The sequence below is a fragment of the Pseudomonas sp. BN102 genome, from assembly GCF_029871245.1.
Taxonomy (GTDB): Bacteria; Pseudomonadota; Gammaproteobacteria; order Pseudomonadales; family Pseudomonadaceae; genus Metapseudomonas.
Genome location: NZ_SSON01000070.1, coordinates 313,067 through 332,477, shown reverse-complemented (window position 1 = coordinate 332,477; position 19,411 = coordinate 313,067). Strand labels below are relative to the sequence as shown.

Sequence of the window (19,411 nt, the reverse complement as noted above, 5' to 3'; positions counted from 1 at the left end):
CAATAAAAGGGGACAGATTTATTTTCCTTACTCTAATTTCGGTCGCCCCTGCTTGCGCCGTTCAATCCGTACGCCCGCAATACGCTCAACCTCATCCACGAAGCGATTGCTCCCCGTCAGTTGGCCGCGTTGAATGGCTTCCCGAATCAGGCTCAGTTCCTCGGCGGGCACTGCTTGCCTGACGAACTCGGCATACCGGCGGCGCCGTTCTTCATCCCTAACGCCGAGCGCTTTGAAACACGGGTCGTCGTCCAACCAGCTCTGCTCAGGTGCGGCCCCCATACGCAGGGCGTAGCTCGACCAGGGATAATCCCCTACCTCAGCCACCATGCACGCCCGCACCGGGTTCAGTTCGATGTAACGACTACAGGCCAACAAGTAGGCATCGGACTGCACGATGCTCGACTTGAAGCGGCTTTCCCACAGAGTGCCGGAGCGCCCTTCCAAGCGATTGCGGTAGCGCGTCGCGCGGGCCGCCAAGGTCTTCATCAACTGGCTGAGCCCTGCCAGCGAATCATCCGGGGCCAACAGCAGGTGCACATGGTTGGTCATCAGGCAGTACGCATAGACCTTGACCCCGAAGGCATCCTTCAACTCGCGCAAGTCGGCCAGGTAGCGCTCGAAATCAGCTTCCTCGGCAAACACGACCTGCCGGTTATGGCCACGTTGGACGATGTGATGTGGATAGTTCGGTAACAGGACTCGCCCCACCCTGGGCATGGTTTCTCCCTCCGTGGATAACTAGAGCCTGCTCTCTCCCCAAGGAATTAGAGTAGGAAAAATAAATCTGTCCCCTTTTCCGTCCGAAGGAATATCCTCTAACAAGCGCACGACTTCGTTAATTTCTAGATGCATAGAAGTCACTTCACAAAAATTGTTGTCAACTCTGGAGTATTTGAGCCTGGCTTATAAATCCACCCGCTTCTAACGACTCCGCTTCCATTTGGCCCTGTAACAGGAATGTCGACAGTAAAGCGAAAATAAAAGGGGACAGATCTATTTTCTATACTCTAATCTTGTAAATCTACCCGTTCCCCCTGGATTCGCCCGCGGAAAAATTAGAGTAGGAAAAATATATCTGTCCCCTTTTCCGCTTGAAGAAATGTCCGCAACCAGTGTCCGAAGCTGACGTGGAGTGATGGTCACCCGAAAATTAGAGTAAGAAAGATAAATCCTCCCCCTTTTGTTCAGTTGGAATCTACAACCATAACTGCATCTTCATACAGTTCCAAATCACTCGAAACCCAATCCTCGCCTTCTCGGACAAAATGGAATTTTATTACCGCCCCCAGTTCATCACCACAGATAATGACCCTAATATCGCCGTCTATCCCACTCACCTTCCAAATATCTATTAGCGCCCTAGAAAACGAAATAGCACGATGCAAAAATTCAGATTCAACGTAATCATCAATATGAATAGAGTTGACAAAGCTTTCGTAGCCAGTTTTATCAGGAAAGTCAGCTAGAGACACAGAGCCGCACATCTTCGCCAAAGCAGCCAAGACGACGCACTCGCCCTTAATAATAAAACCTTCTTTCAGAATCTCTACCAAAGCAGTAGGAATCGACATCTCCTCAAATCCAATGTCAGCCATCACCTCTGCCATTCTTTCATTGATCTTCATAAAGTCACTCACCAAGATACTTCTTAATACCCTTCTCAATTGCCATACTAAATTTTTTGTCATTCAGCAGCAAATTGACTGATTTAGGCGCATTGAGAAACGTTTTAGAGGCAGGATCATATAGATACTTATTACCTATATTATCTTGATAATGAATCTGACCAGGACGCTGTCCAGGATTGGGATTCTCAACATCAAGACGCTCTTTCCCTTGTCCTCTCCATATCGTTTTGCTGGCGGTCTGAACACCATGCTGTCCAAGCATTCCACCCTTCGCACTGGCTTTACCAGCAACGATTGACGCAAGCGTCTTAGCCGTCGCAATACCAGCGGCACTTTCCGGATTGAGCCCCAACGCCTCCACAAAGGCACTTGCCGATGGCGCCGCGATACCCGCTGTTGCTGTTGGGCTGGCGGCTAGATTGAGCTGATGGAACGCTTGCAGAATCTTGGCAGGCTGTCCTTCAAGACCCGCGTAGTAGCCCAATTGCTGCCACTTCAGTATTGCGTTGTAGATCTCCGCCGCTTTGGCCTGACAGGCTGTGGTGCTATTTCCGTCGCAGACACCCTGCAATGCTGCTTCGTTTGTCTCGTGCTTGTCGAAATAGCTTTGCGCGATTTGATCACAAGTCCCCGCAGCCTCACAGTTGCGCAGCTCGCGAGCCAAAGCCTGCATTTCGTGATCAGTCAGGTAGTTGTACTGCGTCGCGTTCTGCGCCACCCAGGCGCCCTTTTCCACGTCCCCATCCACCGCCGCTGCCGCGACCAGGCCCACCAACTGCGACGACATGGTCAGCAGGTTCGGATCACCCTTCACCAGCGCATCGAGTTGGGTGACCAGTGCCTCGTTGGCGCCGGCCGCGATGGCGCCGGTCTTGAAGTCGCCGCCGGTGGCTTCGCTGAGCAGGCCACCGACGATGGCGTGGATGGCGACCTTTTGCGGGGGGCCATCGACCCACTTGTTTTCGGTGAAGTCCCCCACGGCGTTGAAGGCCGCTGCGGCCAGGGTGTTGTAGAGCGCGGACTGCAGCGCGTCCTTGAAGGACGGGTCGCGCCCCATGAGTTTGTTGAGCGCGGCGGCGGTGCCGCTCTGGGCGAGTTGGTTGCCCGCGAAGCTGCCAACACCTTCCAGGGTGCTCAGGTCGACGTTGCTGACCTTGTCGGTGAGGGTGTTGGTCTGGGTCCCGAACAGTTTGTCGAAGAGGTCAGCGGTCAGACCTGCCGTGGCGCCGGCCACGACGTAATCCTTCAGGCTCTCCTTGGAGGTGACGTCCTTGAGCACGGCGCCCAGATCACCCTGATTGTTGACGAGGCTGACGCTGCCTTTGGTCGCGGCAGTGGCCGCGACCGCTCCGGCTATCGCACCGCTGGTGCCTCCTCCTACGGCCGCGCCGGCAGCCGGCCCCACGACCGCCGCCATGACGATGGCAATCGCCAGCTGCGCCCCGGCGCCGAGCCCGGAATGGCTGTACTTGAAGGAGTCATGCACCTCCTTCACCCGCCGCCAGTCCACATCGCCGCGCTGCTCCAGCGCCTTGATCCAGGCCAGGTTCGGATCGGCCTGCACCATGGCGTCGATGGTCTGACTGACGGTCTGCTGGTCGATGTGCTTGAGGTCGACCTTCAGGCCGTCCACGGCGTGGATGGCGAGTTCGCCCTGGGCGACGAGTTCGCTCTGGCGCACCGTCTCGTCGGTGGTGCCCTTGCCCTTGGCGCTGGTCCAGGCGAGGTCGCTTTTGCTCTTCTCGTGGCTCTCCTGGTGCAGGTCCTTGACCGCTTCGAAGGCGATCGCCCCGCCGCTGTCGAGGGTCAGGTCCTTGCCGCTTTGCAGCTTGGCGCCCTGGTAGCGCTGGTCGCCCTCGCTGACCAGGCTGAGGTCGCCGCCGGTGGTGATGCTGCTGCCGACTGTACGAATGTCGGTGACTTCATCGCGCTGGGTCTGCTTGCTGCCGAAGCTGCCCTTTTTCTTCTTGTCGTACAGCGAGTAATCGCTGTCCTCGGCCGCCAGCAGGCTGAGGTCGTTGCCGGCATACAGGTAGGCTTCGTCGCCCGCCTTCACCTGGCTGGCGGTCAGGGTGAGGTCGCGACCGCTGACGGCGGTGAAGTCGCCGCCGGCATCGATCAGGCTGCCTTGCTGGCGTACGCGGTCGCGCTCGATGTCGAGCTGCTTGCCCTTGCGTTTGGAATGGGAAGCGAAGTGGCTTTCGTTGGCGGCGGAGGCGATGTCGAGGTCGCGCCCGGCGGCCAGGTCGATATCGCGCCCGGCACTCACCTGACTGGCAATTACCGCCAGGTCCCGTCCCGCCTCGACCTTGAGGTCGCCGCCGACTTTTACCTCGCTGCCGTGCTGGGTGACGGTGGTTTCACTGACCTGCCAGCGTTTGCCTTGCCCTTCGCGGTGGTCCACTTCGGTGGCGGCGCCGAGGGTGAGGTCGCGGCCGGCGCTGAGGCTGGCATTGCCGCCGGCGCTGAGCACGCCGCCGAGGTTGCTGAGATCGCGTCCCGCCGAGAGGCTGAGGTCGTTGGCAGCTTCGATGCGCGCGGCATTGTCGGCGACGCTGGTCTGCCAGCTGAAGCCTCCGCCGCTACCGCGCTGCTCAGTGACGGTCCGCTCGTTGACGATGTCGCCAGTGAGGGCGATGGCGCTGACGTCGCGGCCGGCGATGAGGCCGCCCTGGGCGTTGCGGATGCTGTCGGTGGCCAGCAGCGAGACGCGGTCACCGGCTTCAATGAGGCCGGCGTTGTTGAGGTTCTGGCCGCTGGCGCTGAGGTTGTTGCTGGCGCGCAGGGTGCCCTGGTTGCTCAGCTCGCCGCCGGCGATCAGGGTCACGTCCTGACCCTGGATCAGTGCACCGTTGGGCGCGAGACGGTTGTTGGCATGGGCCAGGTAGAGCACCGGCACCAGGACCTTTTCGCCGTTCACCACGTGCTCTTCCATCCAGACGATGTCGTGGGTCAGCGCCGCTACCTGGGCGGCGGAGAGGCTGACACCGACACTGAGGCCGAGCTGCTGCTTACTGGCGATGGCGTTGTCCATCAGGTGACGGAACATCGCTTCGTCGCTGTTGAGGCCGGAAAGGAAGCGCTGGCCGGTGCGGTTGGCAATGGCTTCACGCACCAGGCGCTGCTCGTAGAGGCCGTCGCCGAGGCGCTTCTGCGCCCGATCGGGGTCGTAGCCAAGCTGGCCGAGCAGGTAGTCGGAGCTGAGGAACTGCTTGAGGCTGGTCAGCTCCGGGTTGGTTTCGACCAGGTACTTGTGCGGCTTGGGCGGCACCTGGTTACCGGGCAAGCCCTGGACGCGGTCGACCGTCAGATGGCCCGCCGATGTTGGTTTGTCGCCCGGTTGCGGGGCAACGCCGGGGCCCTGGCTCATGCTGCCCTCAACCTGGGTGCGGCCTGGCAGGTTGCCCATCTCCGCTGGCCCGCCGACCTGCACCTGAACCTGGCTGGCGCTGGCTCCGGTGACGAGTTGCCGGTCACCCAGGCCAAGCTGACCGGTGCTGGTTTGACCGGAGCCATTGACCTGCACTTCGCGGGCCTGCGTGTTGGGGAGCTGCTGCTCGCGCTGGGCAAGACCGATGCTGGCGCCGCCCATGGTCCACTGCTGCGGACCACCATCAGTGGTGTTGGCCTCAGCGGCGCTGCCGCCCTGGCCGCTCAGGCGGAACAGGCCGTTCTCGCCACTGGGCAGCTTGAAGCCCGGCAGCGCGAGAGGGTTGACCTGTTGCTGGGCGAGGTCGGGGGGCAGCTGGGAGTTGATCTGCACGGTTCCGCCGGTGTTGGCGTCTACGGCAGTGTTCGACACCCTGTTGGTGCCGCCGGCATACGCGACATTGCTGTGGCTGACGCCGTTGCCCAGGCTGCTGGAAGCCTGGATGGAGACGTTGCCGCCGGCCTGGATGATGGCGTTGGCCGCTACGCCGCTATTGGTGCTGGTCTCCGATGAGTTGACCAAGGTGTAGCCGAGGATTCGGTCAGGTACGCCGTAATGGGCAGTGGGATTGAAATCCGGGTTGGCCTGATCGGTAATCTGCTTGTCAGGTCCGTAGTAGGAGTAGATCTGGCCGTTATTCTCGGTAGGTCGCTGCTTAAACCCATATTGATGCACATATAGGGAGTTGTATTTGTTGTAGGTGGCCAACCCTCCGTGGACGAGTTCGGAGAAGACTTCGGGGCCCTCTCTTGGGCTAAGGAAGGTTCGTGAGCGCACGACGCTTTCGGTGGAAGCTCCCTCGTTAAGGAAGGAGGAGCTGTCGATCTTGATATCGCCTGCCGCTGAAACCAGGCTGTGCTGATTGTGGAAGCTCTCGCTGATAACGCCGAGGTTGCCGCCACTGGTGATGACAGAGGCGGCGGAGTCGGCGGTGACCGTGCGTTCTATCCGTTCATCGACGTAGTAGTACGCCGACGAGTATTTGTTGTTGTAGCAGCCGATGCACTGGAACTTGATGGTGCCCGACTGCAGTTGTTCCGAGACGCTGAAGAAATCCTTGCGGTTGACAATTGACGCCGCCGCCAGGTGCATGTCCCCAGCACTTTCCAGCGTGGCGGAAATGTTTTCCAGCGCCGCACTGCGCGTCCCCGCATCGTTGGCGGCGAGATCCAGCGCACCCAGGCTGTACACATCCGCATAGCGGTTGGTGAAGCTGCCCACGCGTAGGGCCATGTCCGCACCGCTGAAGATCAGGCCGTTCTCGTTGAGCAGGGTCGGCGTCACCAGGCGGAGCTGGCTGGCGCTGCCGAGGGTGCCGAAGTTGCTCAAGGCTCCGGAATTGACTGTGAGGTCGCTGGCGGAGGTGATGCGGCCATGGTTGGTGAGTGGCCCGTCGATGTTGAGCGTGGTGGTTCCGCCTCCAGTAATGCGGCCGGCCGTAGGCAGGAGCAGCTGGTTGGCGGTGAGGCCCAGGTCGCCAAGGCTGCTGAGGCGGCCGTTGCCGCTGTAAGTGCCGCTGAGGTTGAGGCTGAAGACGCCATCACTGGCGATCAGGCCGTCGTTGGCCCAGTTACCGCCGCGACCGGTGAAGGCGTTGCTGGCCAGGAGCTGGCCGCTGGCGGTCTGGGTGAACTGGCCGACGTTGACGGTGAGCGAGCCGGCCTGCAGCACGCTGCTGTTGGTCCAACTGTCAGCGGTGAGAGTCAGGGCGCCACGGGTGACCAGGCTGCCGCCGGCATTGGTGACGTGAGCCATGGCCACATCGAAGGCGCCGCTGCCGACGTGGAGCACTTTGCCGCTGGTATTGAGGAAGCTCGCCGCGACCAGGCCGAATTCAGTGTTGGCGCTTTCCAGCACGCCGCCGCGGTTGTCGAACAGGCCTTGCACGTTCAACTCGGTACGCCCGCTGGTGCCGAGGGCGCGCAGTTGGCCGCTGCGGTTATCCAGCGTGGCGGCGGCAAGCGCCAGGGTGCTTGCGCTTTCGATCAGGCCGTTCTGGTTGTCCAGTGCGCCGGCTAGGCTGAAGTCAACGCGCCCACCCGCGATCTGCCCGCCATTGGCGAGGCTGGTGCCGGTGACCTTGAGCGCCTGTTTGGCAAACAGCCCGCCCTGACCGTTGTCGACGTGCCCGACATTGAGCAGAGCGGCGCCGGAGAGGGCCGAGACATGCCCGCCACGGTTGTCGAGGCTGGCGGCGGCGAGGTCCAGCGATTGCGCTTGGAGGATGCCGCCCTTGCCTGAGAGCGTGCCGTTGTTGAGCCAGCCGTCAAGGCGTGCCTTGACCCAGCCTTGCAGGCTGGCGAGGGTGCCGCCGCGGTTGTCGAGGGTGTTGCCGCTGAGGTCGACATTGCCCGCCCGGCTGATGAGCTGGCCCCCGAGGTTGCTGACGGCGCCAGTGGCAGTGAGCTTGAGGTCGCCCTGGCTTTGCAGGGTGCCGCCGTCGTTATCGAGGCTCGCGGCGCTTAGGGTGACAGCGGCGTCGCGGCTGTAGATGAGGCCATCGCCGCTGTTCTGCACGGCGCCACTGGCGCTCAGCAGCAGGGCGCCGTTGGCGGCCAGGGTGCCGCCGTTACGGTTGTCCAGGCCGCCCGTCAGCAGGGTCAGCAGGCCCTGGCTGGCGATCTGGCCACCCTGGTTGTTCACCTGGGCGGCGCGTTGCAGCGTCAGCGGCCCCCGGCTGGCCAGGGTACCGCCGGTGTTGGTCAGGACGCCGAGCAGGCTGAGCGTGGCGCTGCCGTTGGTGGCGATGCTGCCGGCGCTGTTGTCGAGGTCGGTGGCGGTGGCGGTGAGGTTGAGGTTGCCTTCGGCGGCGAGACGGCCGCCGGCGTTGGCAAGGGTCGCGGCGCTCAGGTCGAGGTCGCTTGCACTGTCGACCAGCCCGCCATTGCGGTTGTCCAGCAGGCCGGTGACCGCCAGTTTCTGCGCCCCGCCGCTGGAGAGAATGCCCTTGTCGTGGTTGTCCAGGCTGGCCGCCTGCACATCGAGCTTGCCCTGGCTGACCAGGGCGCCTTCGCCGCTGTTCTGCAGCGCGCCTTGCAGCTTGACGGTGACATCGCCGCTGCGGCTGGAGAGGGTGCCGCGCGCGCTGTTGTCCAGGCTCTGGCCGGTCAACTGCAGCCCCTGCCAGCCGGAGAGCAGGCCGCCCTGGTTGTTAGCCGTGGCGACTGTGAGACCGAGCTGGTCGTTGCTGATCAGCTTGCCGCCACGATTGTCGAGGTGGCGCAGGTTGAGGGCGAAGCCCTGGACGCTGCTGATTTCGCCGCCCTGGTTGGTCAGATCGCGCAGGTGCTCGAGGCGCAGCGGCCCCCGGGCGAGGATCAGGCCGCCCTGGTTGTCCAGGTCGCCGCCCTTGAGGTCAAGGGTCAGGCCCGATTCGCCGATGAGGCGGCCCTGGCGCTGGGTGAACTGGCCGGTGCTGAGGGCGAGCTCTCCCTTGGCGGAGATTTCGCCTCCGTTGTTGGTGAGCTGTTGGGTGCTGGCCAGCGTCAGGCGGCCCTGGCTGTTGATCAGGCCCTGGTCGCTGTTGTCGAGGCTGTCAGCGGTGACGTCGAGCGATGTGCCCGCCAGCACGCTGCCGCCCCGGTTGTCGAGGTTGCTGGCGGTCAGGCGTAGCGCCTGGGCGGCGTTGATCAGGCCTTGCTGGCCGTTGAGCAGCGCCTGCGCCCGGAGGTCGAGGTCACCTCGGCTGCTGAGAGTGCCGCCGCCGTTATCCAGGCGAGTGGCGCGGGCGTCGAGGCTGGCGCCGGCAATCAGGCCCTTGAGGTTGCTCAGCGCCTGCTCGATGCGCAGAGTCAGCGCCTGGGCGCTAAGCAGTTTGCCGCGGCTGTTGTCCAGGCTGCGGGCCGCCAGGGTGAACGCCTGCTGGCTGGAGATTTCCCCGCCCTGGTTGGCGACGTGGCCGAGGTTGTTCAGCAGCAACTGGCCGGGCGCGTTGATCAGCCCGCCGTTGCCGTTGTCGAGGTCGCCGCCTTGCAGGTCAAGGCTGAGGTCGGCTTGGCTGAACAACTGGCCGCCGTCGTGCTGGTCGAGGCCGGTCACGCGGGCGTCGAGGGCCTTGGCGCTGCCGATCCGGCCCTGGGCGCTGTTGTCCACCTCGCCCGCAATCAGGCTGAAGGTGTCTCCACCGATCAGTCGGCCGCCCTGGCGGTTGTCCAAGGTGCCGGTCTGTACCTCCATGGTGCCCTGGGCTGAGAACAGGCCCTGGCGGTTGTCGAGGCTGGCGCTGCGCAGGTCGAGACTACCGTCGGTCACCACCTGGCCGCCCTGGTTCGTCAAGGCGCCGAGGCTTTCCAGGCTCAGCGGGCCGGCGCTGGAGAGCACGCCGTGGCTGTTGTCGAGGGTGCCGGCCTGGATGCCCAGGGCACCTTCGCTGTTCACCAGGCCCCACTGGTTGGAGAAGCGCTCGCTCAGGTTCAGCGTGACGCCTTGCAGGCTGCTCAAGGTGCCGCCGTCGTTGGTCAACTGGGCACCGGTCAGGCTAAGGCCGGCCTTACCGGAGACCAGGCCTTTGGCCTGGTTGATCACCTGATCGATGGCCAAGGCCAGGCTGCCGTCGGCCAGTAGCTTGCCGCCGCTGTTGTCGAGGCGCTGGCCGCTGAGGGTCGCGCCGGCCCGGCTGGAAATCTCGCCGTCTCGGTTGTCGAGGTCGTCCACGGCGAGGCTGAGGCCTTTCACCGCACCCACCAGGCCGTTCTGACGGTTGTCCAGGCTGGCGGCTTCGAGGTCGAGGCGCTCCAGGGCGACCAGCTCGCCGTCCTGGTTGTTCAACAGGCCGGCGACCTTCAGGTCGAAGTTGCCGGTGCTGCTGACCCGACCGCCACTGTTGTCCAGGTGGCCGGCGTCGAGTTGGAGCCGGGCGGCGGAGATGCTGCCCTTGACGTTGTCCAGGGCTTGGGCGATGCGCAGGACCAGCGGCTGGTTGCTGAGCAGCTTGCCGCCGTTGTTGTCGAGTTGATGCGCCACCAGGGTGAAGCCCTGCTGGCTGGAGATTTCACCGCCCTGGTTGAAGACCATGCCGAGGTTTTTCAGCAGCAGTTGGCCCGGAGCGTTGATCAGGCCGCCGTTGCTGTTGTCCAGCAGACCCTGCTGCAGGTCGAGGCTGAGGCTTGCCTTGCTGAACAGCTCACCGCCGTCCTGCTGGTTCAGGCTAGCGACTACGGCATTGAGGTCGCCACCGCTGGCAATGCGGCCCTTGCCGCTGTTGCTCACTCGCTCGGCCTTGAGTTCGAGGTCGCCCGCGCTGGTCAGGCTGCCGCCCTGGCTGTTGTCCAGGACACTCGTACTGACCTGGGCATTGCCCTTGGCGCTTAGCCGGCCTTGCAGGCTGTTGTCGAGGCGGTTGCTGGTGAGGACGAGGGCCGCATCGGTGACGATGGCGCCGGCCCGGTTATCCAGCAGGCCGGTGCTGCTGACCTTGAGGTCGCCGGCACTGGAGAGTGTGCCGGCCTGGTTGCCGAGCTGGCTCACGTCGACGGTCAGCGTGCCTTCACTGCTGATCAGCCCTTGCTGGTTGGTCAGCGCACCGTCCAGGCGCGGGTCATGGGCCGAGCGATCGCTGAGGGCAATGGCCAGCGCTTGCTGGCTGGCGAGAGTGCCGCCGCTGTTGTCCAGGTGGTTGGCGTCGATGCGGCTTCCACCGTGGCCGAAGATCAGGCCCTTGGCGTGGTTGAGGATGCGCTCGACGGTGAGCCGGAAGGCCTCGCCGGCGAGGATCTTGCCACCGTCGCTGTTGTCCAGGCCCTGGCCGGCGAGGGTGATGCCAGCCTGGCTGGAGATTTCCCCGCCGCGGTTGTCCAGCTCACCCACCTTGAGATCCAGTGCGTCGGTAGCGCCCACCAGGCCGCCCCGGCGGTTGTCCAGGGTGTCCGCCGTGACGCCGAGCTTGCCCAGGGCCACCAGTTCACCGCCTTGCTGGTTGAGGTTGCCGACCTTGGCACTGAGGTTGTTTTGGCTGGCGATACGGCCTTGGGCGTTCTGTACGCCGCGGGCCTTGAGCGCCAGCGGGCCGGCAGCGCTGATCAGGCCGGCCTGGTTGTCCAACTGGTCGAGGTCGAGGTCCATGCCGCCCTTGCTGCTGACCAGGCCTTGCCGGCTGTTGTCGAGCGCTTGGGTATCCAGGCTCAGGCCGGCTGCGGACTGGATGGCGCCTGCGCGGTTATCGATCTGCTGGCCGCTCACGGCCACCGAGCGCTGGCCGGAGACTCGGCCACCCCGGTTGTCCAGGCTGCCGACCCGGACGTCGATATCACCCTTGGCGGCGATGGTGCCTTGGGCCTGGTTGTCCAGCCGGTCGCTGACGCGAAGGGTGAGGCTGCCATCACTGACCAGGCTGCCTTGCTGGCTGTTGTCCAGGCTGCCGGCACTGAGTTCGAGCGCCCCGCCCGTGCCGAGGGTGCCGCCCTGGTTGGCCACGGCGCCTGCGACGTCCACGGCCAGCCCGGTATCACCGAGGATGTCACCGGCCCGGTTGTCCAGGCTGGCGGCATCGATGCGCGTCGCGCCGCTGCTGGAGAGTTCGCCGCCCAGGTTGATGAGCGCTCCGGCGACGCCCAGTTGCAGGTCGCCGCTACTGGTCAGCAGGCCCTGGCCGTTGTTCAGGGCGCCGGCGCGTGCATCCACACCGGCGGCGGAGATCAGGCCCTTGAGGTTGTCGAGGGCGCGATCGATGCGCAGTGTCAGGGCTTGGTTGCTGAGGAGCTTGCCGCCTGTATTATCGAGGCTCTCCGCTGCCAGTATGAAGCCCTTTTGGCTGGAGATTTCACCGCCCCGGTTGGCGACACCGGCAAGGTTTCTCAGCAGCAACTGGCCGGGGGCGTTGATCAGGCCGCCGCTGTTATCCAACTGGCCATGGTTGAGGTCGAGACTGAGGTCGCTGCCACTGTACAGCTGGCCACCGTCGCGCTGGTCCAGGCCGGTGACGTTGGCGTTCAGTGCGCCATTGCTGGCGATGCGGCCGCCCGTGCGGTTTTCCACCTGACCGGCGTCGAGCTGCAGCTTCTGGTTGCTGGTCAGCTGACCGCTCTGGCTGTTATCCAGGGCGCCGGTGCTGACTGAGGCATTGCCGCGTGCACCGATCTGGCCACCGGCCTGGTTGTGCAGGGTGCCTGCCACCTTCAAGTCCAGGCCGCCCTGGCTGCTGATGCGGCCCTGCTGGCTGTTATCCAGCGTGCCGGCCTTGATCTTCACCTGCTGGTTAGCACCGAGCGTGCCGCCCTGGTTATTCACGGAGCCGCTGGCCGCTAGGTCGAGCGCCTGTTCGCCGATGATACGGCCTCCCCGGTTGTCGAGGCTGTCCACCGTGAGGGTGGCGATCTGCTGACTGGACACTTCGCCGCCGCGGTTATCCAGGTGTCCCACGCGGGCATCGAGGTTGCTGTTGCTGGTCACCACACCGCCCTGGCCGTTCTGCAACTGGCCGGCAGCCAAGTCCACGCTGCCCTTGGCGAGCACGCGGCCCTTCTGACTGTTGTCCAGCTTGTCAGCGCTGACCTTGGCCTGACCCTGGGCGCTGAGGGTGCCGCCGCGGTTGTCGAGAGTGCCGCTGGCAGTGGCCTGCAGGTTGCGGCTGGCGACCAGACTGCCGCTGTTGCGCAGGTCGCGGGCGGTGACTTGAATATCGCCGTGGGGGTTGCGGCTGTGGTCCGGGTTGACGCCGGCTTCGACGATGCCGGCGTTGGTCAGTTGACCGCCGCTGGAGAGTTGCAGGGCACCGCCCGTGGCGAGGCTCTGATGGTTGGTCAGGGCGCCACGGGTTTGCACGCTGGCGTTGCCGCCGGCGTAGGCCTTGCCGGTCAGCTCGGCACTTTGCGCGTTGACCCGCAGGTCGCCGCTGGCAGCGGTCTGGGCCAGGGTGAGCTGGCCGTTGGCATCGATCTGGATATCGCCGGCGCTGGCGGCCATGTTGCCGGCCAGCTTCACGCCGACTCCGGCCTCGGTACCCACCAGGCGGATGGCGCCGGCGTACATGCCACCCAGGACGGAGCTGTCGATGGCCAGTTGAGGCTTATCGGCCTCGCCACCCGCGCGCGGCGTGGCGGCCAGGCTGTCGGCCTGCACATCATTGCGCCCGGCGATGACGTTCAATTGCTGGGCGTGCAGCTCGGCGTTGAGCTTGGCGCTGCGGGTGATCAGGTCGAACTGCTCGACGTTGCCGGCATTGAGGCCGGCACCCTCGATGGCGATGTCACCACCGTCGACCTGGAAGCGCTCAAGGCGGCCGGACTCGATGATCGGTTTGCCGGTGGTCATGGAGGCGCGCGGGATGTTGATGAAGCCGCAGCCGTTGCAGGTGAGGCCGTGCGGGTTGGCGACGATGACCCGCGCCGACTGACCCGCCACTTCGGTGTAGCCACCGAGGTGACTGCGGTTGCCGCCAGTGACTTCGTTGAGGATGGTGCTGGCGGCCTGCCCCTTGAGGTTGGGGTTGCCGATGATGAGGCCACCAAGCTGGGTGGCCTGGGTCTTGGACGTGGCGTTGTTGAGGATCAGGCCCTGCTGGCCGACGTTGTACTCGCTGAACTTGTTGTGCGACAGGCCGCTGCCGTTGGGGGTGGCGATGTTGACCACCGGCACGCCGTTGCCCGCCTGGCCCAGTTGGGTATTGCCGCCAGCCGCCTGATCCACCGCCAGCTGCGCGGCGGTGGCGACGATCGGGTCGAGGAAGAGGATGCCGATCAGGACCAGGGCGATGTTCTGGAAGAAGGGGCTGCGGGTATCCATGCTCTGGGACTCCTGTTCTGGCCGACTCAGAAGAAGAGGTCGAAGCGGAAGTAAACGGGGCGCTCCCGGCGCTCGATGGCGTCCGGCCGCTCCAGCGAATGGGCGAAGGTGAGTGCGGCGGCTAAGTGCTGGCCACCGGCGCTGAGTTCCAGCGCGTGGCTGCTCAGGCGGCCACTCTGGCCAGGGTTATGGGCATTGCCGTGGATCACACCGAGGTCGTAGGCCAGCGCCGCGCCGTACTCCTGCAGCCAGGGCCGCAGCGGCTCCCAGGTGACCGCACGGCGCCAGCGCAGCTGGTTGCGCCAGTAACCGCCGGTGTCGCCGGATAGGGTCTGGTCCTTGAAGCCGCGCACCGAGCTGAGGCCGCCCAGGCTGATGCGCTGTGGACTGAACAGCACGTCCTCGCTGCGCTGGCCGTAGGCGAGGCTGTCGAAGCTGAAGCTTTCTTCCCAGAGCTGGAACGGCTGCAGGTAGCTGAGGGTGAGGCTGTACTTGTTGTAGCGGGTCACCGGCTCGCTGCCATGGGGGTGCCCGGCGCCCTGCGCATCCAGGGCGCCAATGCCGCGCTGCCAGCCGAGGTCCAGGTTGGCAAACGCCGAACCGATGCGCCGGCCGTGGTTGAAGCCGAACTGGGCTTCGCTCAGGCGGGTGCTGGAGACGTCCACCAGGTTGTTGTCGATGTAGTTGCGGGTTCGCAGGTGGGCCAGGCCGAAGCTGGCGGCGGTCTTGCCGGTGCTGTCGCGGTGCAGCACGCGCTCGGCGCGCAGCTGGTGGTTTTTACTCTCGCCATCAAGGGCGAAGGCGAAGCCGGAGCTGTCATTGCGGGTGCGGTAGTAGCTCTGGCTGTAGCTGTAGCCGAGGCTCCACCAGCCGTAGGGAAGGCTGTAGGAGAAGCCCTGGTTGGCCGAATGGCGCCAGCGGTCGCTGACAGCATCGCCCCCGCCACGGATGTTGAGCTGGTCGGCGAGCCCCAGGGGGCTATCCCAGTCGAAGCTGAGACCCCATTGCTGCTCGCCGGTGCTGCGCTGGCCGTCGTTGTCGCGGCTGAGGCCGACGCGCCAGGGCTTGGCGGCCTCGCCCTGGAGGCGCACGCGGCTGCCGCCGACCTGTTCGCCGGGCACCAGCTCCAGTTGGACCGGGCGCGATGGCAGGCGGCCGAGTTGGTCGACCAGTTGTTCCAGTTCCCGCAGGTCGAGCAGGTCGCCAACGCGGCCGGGGAAGGTCATGGCCAGTTCGCGGTCACTGGCCACGGATGAGCTGTCGAGCCCTTCGAGGCGCCCCTCGATCACTATCACCTCGAGTTCGCCGTCGGCCAGGTCCTGTTGCGGCAGGTAGGCGCGCGAGGTGACGTACCCCTTGTCGATATAGAACCCGGTGATGGCCTTTAGCAGTTCGTTCAGGCCGGCGCTGCCCAGGCAACGCCCCTCGAAGGGGGCCAGCAGCTCACGCTGGCGCGGGGCGGGAATGTGGTCGGCACCTTGCAGGTGGATGCTGCGGATGTGGAAGCACTGGGCTCCGTCGGCGGGCGCCAGAGGCTCGGTCGGCGTGGTTTTCCCGGGCAGTTGCTGCAGTTCATCGAGACGCCGGCGTTGTTCGTCGAGGATGCGTTCCTGGCGTTCGCGGATCAGCTCGCGGTCACCCGGCGAGACGTCGGCGCCAGCCCATTGCGCGATACCAAGGGTAAGCATGAGTAGTGGGAGGAGATGGCGTTTCAATGAACGCGAACTGGGCAGTTCCATTGCGTTGGGCCTGGTGCGAAAGCGGGCGCCAATGAAAGCAACTGAGCGCAAGGAGGTATGCCGGTGCGCTCTGAAAAGTCAGATAGAAATTTCCTGATCGGGTGTATGAAGGGCTTCTGGTGGGCTGAAGCCACCCTACGCAGCAGACGCCTGACGCCGAGTGAGCCGCAAGCAAGGCCTGGTGCGCACAGCGCACCGTACGGACGGCGGACCTGTGTGGCCCGGTGTTGGCCGGAAGCCGCTCGCCCCCGCCGCGGAGGGAGAGCGGACCAAAGAAAAAGCCCCGCCGGATCGCTCCGGCGGGGCCTTTTTCACTGCGGTGCCGAGTTACACCTTGGTGCGCTCGTAGCGCTTGCGGTCGTTCTCGTTCAGCATCTTCTTGCGCAGGCGGATGGACTTCGGCGTCACTTCCACCAGTTCGTCGTCGGCGATGAATTCCAGCGCCTGCTCCAGGGTGAAGCGGATCGGCGGAACCAGGGCGATGACTTCATCCTTGCCGGAGGCGCGCATGTTGTCGAGCTTCTTGCCCTTGGTGGGGTTGATCACCAGGTCGTTGTCACGGCTGTTGATGCCGGCCAGTTGGCCTTCGTAGATCTCGTCGCCTGGGCCGAGGAACAGCTTGCCACGGCTCTGGAGGGTTTCCAGCGAGTAGGTCAGCGCGGTGCCGGTGGCCATGGAGACCAGTACGCCGTTCTGACGGTTGCTGACTTCGCCGGCCTTGATCGGGCCATAGTGGCTGAAGGTCGAGGTCAGGATGCCGGTACCCGAGGTCAGGGTCAGGAAGTTGTTACGGAAGCCGATCAGGCCACGCGCCGGGATGGTGTATTCCAGGCGCACGCGGCCCTTGCCGTCGGGGATCATGTTGGTCAGATCGCCCTTGCGCAGGCCCATCTGCTCCATCACCGAGCCCTGGTGCTGCTCTTCGATGTCGATGGTGACGTTCTCGTAGGGCTCCTGCTTCTCGCCATCCTTCTCGATGATCACCACTTCCGGACGGCCGACGGCCATCTCGAAGCCTTCGCGGCGCATGGTTTCGATCAGTACGGAGAGGTGCAGCTCGCCACGGCCGGAGACCTTGAACTTCTCGGCGGACTCGCCCGCTTCGACGCGCAGGGCAACGTTGTGCAGCAGTTCCTTGTCCAGACGGTCCTTGATGTTGCGGCTGGTGACGAACTTGCCTTCCTTGCCGGCGAAGGGCGAGTCGTTGACCTGGAAGGTCATGCTCACGGTCGGCTGGTCAACGGTCAGCGGCGGGCGCGCCTCGACGTTCTGCGGGTCGCACAGGGTGTCGGAGATGAACAGCTCTTCCATGCCGCTGACGCAGACGATGTCGCCGGCTTCGGCTTCAGCCACTTCCACGCGCTGCAGACCGGAGTGACCCATGATCTTGAGGATACGGCCGTTGCGGCGGGAGCCGTCGTCGCTCACGGCAACGACCTGGGTGTTGGACTTGACGCGGCCACGGGCGATGCGGCCGATGCCGATCACGCCGAGGAAGCTGTTGTAGTCCAGCTGGGAGATCTGCATCTGGAACGGACCGTCGACGTCTACGTCCGGCACCGGCACGTGGTCGATGATGGCCTGGAACAGGGCGTCCATGTTGTCGTCCATCTTCTCGTGGTCCAGACCGGCGATGCCGTTCAGGGCACTGGCGTAGACGATCGGGAAGTCCAACTGCTCGTCGGTGGCGCCGAGGTTGTCGAACAGGTCGAAGATCTGGTCGATGACCCAGTCAGGGCGCGCGCCCGGACGGTCGATCTTGTTCACCACGACGATCGGACGCAGGCCGGCCTTGAAGGCCTTCTGGGTCACGAAGCGGGTCTGCGGCATGGGGCCGTCCTGGGCGTCCACTACCAGCAGAACGGAGTCCACCATCGACATTACGCGCTCAACTTCGCCACCGAAGTCGGCGTGGCCGGGGGTGTCGACGATGTTGATGTTGTAGCCGTTCCACTTGATGGCGGTGTTCTTCGCCAGGATGGTGATGCCGCGCTCTTTTTCCTGCTCGTTGGAGTCCATCACGCGCTCGCTTTCCGCTTCTTTGCGGTCGAGGGTGCCGGAGAGCTTCAGGAGCTTGTCCACCAGGGTGGTCTTGCCATGGTCGACGTGGGCGATGATGGCGATGTTGCGGAGTTTTTCGATCACGTTTGTATCTCGATCAGAGGATTCGGTGTGCCGCGCAGTCTAGGCCGCGCATATGAATGAAGTACGTATCAAGCGGCCCGATGGTCGGGAGGGCGATGGCGGATGCTGCCGCCGAACAGCCCGGGCTGCTTAGGCCGGACGATAAACGCGCACATTGGCATGTCCCTCGCTGAGCAGGTGATGGGCATGCAGGCGGCTCATCACGCCCTTGTCGCAATACAGGAGGTACTGGCGGTTGGCGTCCAGTTCCTTGAAGCGGTTGTTGACCGCATAGAAAGGCAGAGCCTGGACTTCGATACCCGGCAGCTCCAGGGGTTCATCTTCCTGGGCGTCGGGGTGGCGGATGTCGAGGACGATCTGCCCCGGCAGGGCTTCACGCACTTCTTCCACGGCCACGTCCTGGCCCAGCTCGTCGATCACCCGGTCGATGGGCACCAGGCGCGCGCGTTCCAGGGCGCGCTCGAGGATGGCCATATCGAACTGCTCTTCCTCATGCTCGATGCGACCGATCTTGGCGCGGGTGGTCGGGTTCACCGAGATCACGCCGCAGTACTCGGGCATGTGCTTGGCGAACTCTGCGGTGCCGATGCGGTTGGCGGTGTCGATGATGTCCTGCTTGTGGCTGGCGATCAGCGGGCGCAGCACCAGCATGTCGGTGGCCGAATCGATCACCGAGAGGTTGGGCAGGGTCTGGCTGGAGACCTGGGAAATGGCTTCGCCGGTGACCAGCGCATCGATGTTCAGCTGCCGTGCCATGCGGGTGGAGGCGCGCAGCATCATGCGCTTGAGCACCACGCCCATCTGACTGTTGTCGACTTTGCTGAGAATCTCGCCGACCACCTCCTCGAAGGGCACGCTGATGAACAGCACGCGCTGGGAACGGCCGAATTTCTCCCACAGGTAGTGGGCGACTTCCATCACGCCCAATTCGTGTGCACGGCCGCCGAGGTTGAAGAAGCAAAAGTGGGTCATCAGGCCGCGGCGCATCATCTGGTAGGCGGCGACGGTGGAGTCGAAGCCACCGGACATGAGCACCAGGGTCTGCTCCAGGGAGCCCAGCGGGTAGCCGCCGATGCCGTCGTGCTGGTGGTGGATGACGAACAGGCGCTGGTCGCGCACTTCCATCCGCACTTCCACTTCCGGGTTCTTCAGCGAGATGCCGGCGGCATTGCACTCCTGGCGCAGGCGGCTGCCGACATGGCGCTCCAGCTCCATGGAAGTGAACTCATGCTTGCCGGCACGCTTGCAGCGCACGGCGAAGATCTTCCCGGGGATCTGGTCGGCGTAGTGCAGCTTGCACTTTTCCAGCACATCGTCGAAATCGCCCAGGGGGTACTCGTGCACCTCGAGGAAATGGGCGATGCCGGGGGTGCAGGTCAGCCGCTCGATCATCTCGCGCAGCAGCTTCGGCTCGGTCTGCCGGGTCTCGACTTCGAGGTTGTCCCATACGCCCGTCACCTCGAGCCCCGGGTCCAGGTCTTTGAGGACCGCGCGGATGTTCTTCGAGAGCTGGCGGATGAAATGCTTGCGCACCGGCCGGCTCTTGATGGTGATTTCCGGGAAGACTTTGACGATGAGTTTCATGAAAACAGCGCTTGCGACAGCGGCCGAAAAAGAGGGGCGCGGATTATAGCGGAAATTGTTCAAGCTTTGACCAAAATCATTCAGGGCAGCTTGCGACGCACCAAAATGGATCACGTGCACCACGACAGGCACGAAAACGGTGCGCAAAACTGCGCACAATCAGC

Annotated in this window: 6 protein-coding genes; all 6 read right to left on the bottom strand. The window is 64.1% G+C overall.

Going from position 1 to position 19,411, the window contains the following annotated elements; all coding sequences use genetic code 11:
• Positions 1 to 27: 27 nt before the first annotated feature.
• The 6 genes from E8F12_RS17695 to thiI all read right to left on the bottom strand — a co-directional run bounded on the left by E8F12_RS17695 (position 28) and on the right by thiI (position 19,247).
• Complete coding sequence (locus E8F12_RS17695) at positions 28 to 720, bottom strand: transposase (RefSeq protein ID WP_280326512.1); 693 nt, start codon at positions 718 to 720, stop codon at positions 28 to 30.
• A 467-nt stretch (positions 721 to 1,187) separates the two neighbouring features.
• Positions 1,188 to 1,628 (bottom strand): hypothetical protein, encoded by a 441-nt coding sequence (locus tag E8F12_RS17690; protein WP_280326511.1) that lies wholly within the window; start codon positions 1,626 to 1,628, stop codon positions 1,188 to 1,190.
• A 4-nt stretch (positions 1,629 to 1,632) separates the two neighbouring features.
• Complete coding sequence (locus E8F12_RS17685) at positions 1,633 to 13,779, bottom strand: filamentous hemagglutinin N-terminal domain-containing protein (protein ID WP_280326510.1); 12,147 nt, start codon at positions 13,777 to 13,779, stop codon at positions 1,633 to 1,635.
• 26 nt (positions 13,780 to 13,805) lie between these two features.
• Complete coding sequence (locus E8F12_RS17680) at positions 13,806 to 15,467, bottom strand: ShlB/FhaC/HecB family hemolysin secretion/activation protein (RefSeq protein ID WP_280326509.1); 1,662 nt, start codon at positions 15,465 to 15,467, stop codon at positions 13,806 to 13,808.
• Positions 15,468 to 15,845: 378 nt separating this feature from the next.
• Positions 15,846 to 17,663: a translational GTPase TypA gene (gene typA / locus E8F12_RS17675; protein WP_280326508.1), complete on the bottom strand. Its 1,818-nt coding sequence runs from the start codon at positions 17,661 to 17,663 to the stop codon at positions 15,846 to 15,848.
• Between the two features lie 129 nt (positions 17,664 to 17,792).
• Complete coding sequence (gene thiI / locus E8F12_RS17670; RefSeq protein WP_280326507.1) at positions 17,793 to 19,247, bottom strand: tRNA uracil 4-sulfurtransferase ThiI; 1,455 nt, start codon at positions 19,245 to 19,247, stop codon at positions 17,793 to 17,795.
• Positions 19,248 to 19,411 lie beyond the last annotated feature (164 nt).

What these genes read in the sequence shown, in the direction of transcription:
- E8F12_RS17695 (WP_280326512.1), bottom strand. Translation starts at nt 720, where the DNA reads ATGCCCAGGGTGGGGCGAGTCCTGTTACCGAACTATCCACATCACATC.
- E8F12_RS17690 (WP_280326511.1), bottom strand. Translation starts at nt 1,628, where the DNA reads ATGAAGATCAATGAAAGAATGGCAGAGGTGATGGCTGACATTGGATTT.
- thiI (WP_280326507.1), bottom strand. Translation starts at nt 19,247, where the DNA reads ATGAAACTCATCGTCAAAGTCTTCCCGGAAATCACCATCAAGAGCCGG.
- E8F12_RS17685 (WP_280326510.1), bottom strand. Translation starts at nt 13,779, where the DNA reads ATGGATACCCGCAGCCCCTTCTTCCAGAACATCGCCCTGGTCCTGATC.
- E8F12_RS17680 (WP_280326509.1), bottom strand. Translation starts at nt 15,467, where the DNA reads ATGCTTACCCTTGGTATCGCGCAATGGGCTGGCGCCGACGTCTCGCCG.